The 401-nt window shown below is 31.7% G+C and carries 1 protein-coding gene; it reads left to right on the forward strand.

Going from position 1 to position 401, the window contains the following annotated elements; translation table 11 throughout:
- Positions 1-151: 151 nt before the first annotated feature.
- The coding region (locus J7R13_RS09215; protein ID WP_246786351.1) for an isocitrate/isopropylmalate family dehydrogenase at positions 152-401 on the forward strand (250 nt) is incomplete at its 3' end.

The raw sequence follows: 401 nt of genomic DNA on the forward strand, positions 1-401 counted from the left end.
GCATAAAAATCACAAAACAGCTTATTGATATATTCAATAACTCTTTGATTATGAAATTTAATACTCTTCCATAATCACTTATTTTTACTTTTGATCATAGACTTGTAAGTGCTATAGAAGATAATATTACTTACATGACAAAGGACTTCTCATGGCAAAGATCAAAGGAGCAAATCCCATCGTTGAAATCGACGGTGATGAAATGACCCGTCTAATTTGGAAGCATATAAAAGACAAATTGATCCACCCTTATCTCGATATTAATCTTAAATATTATGATCTTTCCATCAAAAACCGAGATGAAACCAATGATCAAGTTACTATTGATTCTGCCAATGCTATTAAACAATATGGGGTTGGTGTAAAATGTGCAACTATTACTCCTGATGAATCACGTGTTA

The sequence above is a fragment of the Bartonella taylorii 8TBB genome (genome assembly GCF_902825155.1).
Classification (GTDB): domain Bacteria; phylum Pseudomonadota; class Alphaproteobacteria; order Rhizobiales; family Rhizobiaceae; genus Bartonella; species Bartonella taylorii_A.